The sequence below is a fragment of the Longimicrobium sp. genome (assembly GCF_036280135.1).
Classification (GTDB): domain Bacteria; phylum Gemmatimonadota; class Gemmatimonadetes; order Longimicrobiales; family Longimicrobiaceae; genus Longimicrobium.
Map to the genome: position 1 here is coordinate 1 of NZ_DASURI010000280.1, position 2713 is coordinate 2713.

Sequence of the window (2713 nt, forward strand, 5' to 3'; positions counted from 1 at the left end):
CCTGGTGCAGGCGCTGTTCGTCCTGCAGCAGGCGGATCGGCTTCCGTCCGCCACGGCGTGCGCGCTGGGGCTGGACGGCGTGCGCGAGGCGCGCGGATCGCTCGCCCTCGAGTCGCTGGCCGTGGAGACGGGCGCCGCGCAGTTCGACCTGGCCCTGGCCATGGGCGAGGTGAACGGCACCCTCGCCGGCTCCCTGCGCTACGACGCGGACCTGTTCGACGCGGCCACCATCCGCCGGATGGCGGCCCACTTCGTCCGTGTGCTGGAGACGGCCGCCGCCGCGCCCGAGACGCCCGTCTCGCGCCTGGCGCTGCTTCCCGCGGACGAGGCGGCCGAGGTGCTGGGCGCGTACAACGCGACGGACGCGGACTACGCGGACGCGGAGAAGACGGTCCACGCGCTTTTCGAGACACAGGCGGCCCGCACGCCGGACGCCGTCGCCGTCGTCTTCGGAGCGGAGTCCGTCACCTACGCGGCGCTGGACGCGCGGGCCAACCGCCTCGCGAACCGGCTGCGCGCGCTGGGGGTGGGCCCGGAGGCGCGGGTGGGCGTGTGCCTGGAGCGCTCCGTGGAGATGGTCGTCTCCCTCCTGGCCGTGCTCAAGGCCGGCGGCGCGTACGTGCCGGTGGATCCGTCGTATCCGGCGGACCGCATCGCCTACATGCTGGAGGACAGCGCCGTCCGCGTGCTGCTCACGGAGTCGCGGCTGGTCGCCGATCTGCCGTCCCACGGGGCGCAGGTCGTGGCGGTGGATGCGGATGCGTCCCTCGCGGACGAACCCGCCCAGGCGCCGTCCGTGGACGTCTCCATCGACGCGCTGGCGTACGCCATCTACACGAGCGGATCCACGGGCCGCCCCAAGGGAGCGCTGAACGCGCACCGCGGCGTCGTCAATCGTCTCCTCTGGATGCAGGCGGAGTACGGCCTGACGGCGGACGACGTGGTGCTGCAGAAGACGCCGTTCAGCTTCGACGTGTCCGTGTGGGAGTTCTTCTGGCCGCTGATGACGGGCGCCACGCTCGTCGTCGCCAGGCCGGAGGGGCACAAGGACCCGGCGTACCTGGCGGAGGCCATCCGCCGCCACGGCGTCACGACGCTGCACTTCGTGCCGTCCATGCTGCGCGCGTTCGTGGACCACGCGGACGCCGGCGCCTGCGCGTCCGTCCGCCGCGTGATGGCGTCGGGCGAGGCGCTGCCGGCGGACCTGGTGGGCCGCTTCTACGCGGCGCTGCCGGGCGCGCGGCTGCACAACCTCTACGGCCCCACGGAGGCGGCCGTGGACGTGACGTACTGGCCCTGCACGCCGGCGGACGCCGACCGCGGGGTGCCCATCGGCCGGCCCGTGGCCAACACGCGCGTCTACGTGCTGGATCGCGACGGCCAGCCCGTGCCGGCCGGCGTGCCCGGCGAGCTGCACATCGGCGGCGTGCAGGTGGGCCGCGGCTACCTGGGCCGCCCCGCGCTCACGGCGGAGAAGTTCGTCCCCGATCCGTTCGTGTCGGCGCCCGGCGCGCGCCTCTATCGCACGGGCGACCTGGCCCGCTGGCGCGCGGACGGCGTCGTCGAATACCTCGGTCGCCTGGACCACCAGGTGAAGATCCGGGGCTTCCGCATCGAGCTGGGGGAGATCGAGGCCGTGCTGGCCGCCCATCCGGCCCTGCGCGAGGCGGCCGTCCTGGCCCGCGAGGACACGCCCGGCGACGTGCGCCTGGTCGCGTACACCGTGGCGACCGGCGACGCGCCCGCGCCGGAAGCGCTGCGGGCGTACCTGCGCGAGCGGCTGCCGGAGCACATGGTGCCGTCCGCGTTCGTCGCGCTGCCCGCGCTGCCCCTTTCGCCCAACGGCAAGCTGGACCGCCGGGCCCTGCCCGCGCCGGAGCGCGGCGCCCGCGGCACGGCCGCGTACGTGGCGCCCCGCTCGGACGTGGAGGCCACGCTGGCCGCCATCTGGAGTGCGGTGCTGGGCGTGGAGCGCGTGGGCGTGCACGACCACTTCTTTGACCTGGGCGGCTACTCGCTGCTGGCCGTGCAGGTCGCCTCGCGGGTGCAGCAGGCGTTTGGCGTGAGCCTGCCGCTGCACACGCTTTTCCAGGCCACCACCATCGAGGCGCTGTCGGTCCGCATTGCCCAGGCGCAGCTGGAGGCCCAGCCCCAGGACGAGCTCCTGCGGCTGCTGGCCGAGCTGGAATCGGCCCCCGCCGGGGACTGACCTGTCGCATCCGCCGCATCCGTACTCCGTAGATCAGAGCGAAGGACATGGACCAGCTTTCCGAGAGACTCGCCCGCCTTTCCCCCGAACAGCTCGCCGAGCTGATGCAGCGCATCCGGGGGCAGGGAACCGGGGGCGCGCCCGCCGGCGGCATTCCCCGGCGCCAGGGCACGGGTTCCGTCCCGCTCTCGTTCGCGCAGCAGCGGCTGTGGTTCGTGCAGCAGCTGGACGCGGGCAACGTGGCGTACAACATGGCCGCCGCCGTCCGGTTGGAGGGCGCCCTGGACGCCGACGCCCTGCGCCGCGCGCTGGAGACCGTCGTCGGGCGCCACGAGGCCCTGCGCACCGTCTTTCGCCTGGTGGACGGCGAGCCCGTGCAGCAGGTGCTGGAGGAGATGCCGATCGGCCTCGCCGCGGACGACCTGTCGCACGTGGCGGCGGATGACCGCGCGGCCGAGACGGAGCGCCGCGCGCGGATGGAGCAGGCGAAGCCGTTCGACCTGG

Annotated in this window: 2 protein-coding genes; both read left to right on the plus strand. The window is 74.2% G+C overall.

What is annotated here, in order from left to right; all coding sequences use genetic code 11:
• The coding region (locus VFZ20_RS08830; protein ID WP_329683493.1) for an amino acid adenylation domain-containing protein at positions 1-2209 on the plus strand (2209 nt) is incomplete at its 5' end.
• 47 nt (positions 2210-2256) lie between these two features.
• Positions 2257-2713 (plus strand): condensation domain-containing protein (locus tag VFZ20_RS08835; protein WP_329683494.1); only part of this gene is annotated, 457 nt, incomplete at its 3' end.